1 protein-coding gene is annotated in these 337 nt (G+C 26.1%); it reads left to right on the top strand.

Annotated elements, in window-relative coordinates; all coding sequences use genetic code 11:
• On the top strand, positions 1-188 hold a 188-nt coding region (locus tag GNY06_RS13655), incomplete at its 5' end, for a hypothetical protein (RefSeq protein WP_212995079.1).
• Positions 189-337 lie beyond the last annotated feature (149 nt).

Below are 337 nucleotides of genomic sequence, written 5' to 3'. Positions count from 1 at the left end.
CCCCATATTCATTCCAATTTTCTTTTATTAAGGAGCTAAAGAACTATACAAAACTTTCTGAAAGAGCCGTCTTTGCTCCATTTATTGAAATAATAGTAAATGCTTTGTCAGTAGATTTTCTCTTTGACAAAATATTCTTTCAAACAAAATTCCCTCCAGAAAGACTCATATCAGGCGTATTACAATAAGCTGAATTATTATTACCAGATCATCTATTTTCGAAAATACTATTTTTCCTTTAAATAAAATAAGTAAAATCCACTTTTTTATTTTATCTTTAATTATGATTTCCAGATTATTAGTTATTTGATTCGCAATTCAAATTTGCTATTTTTAT

Origin of the sequence: Elizabethkingia argenteiflava (genome assembly GCF_009904105.1) — a bacterium.
GTDB lineage: Bacteria > Bacteroidota > Bacteroidia > Flavobacteriales > Weeksellaceae > Elizabethkingia > Elizabethkingia argenteiflava.
Note: the sequence above shows the minus strand (reverse complement) of the source record. Positions and strands in the feature narration are given on the sequence as shown.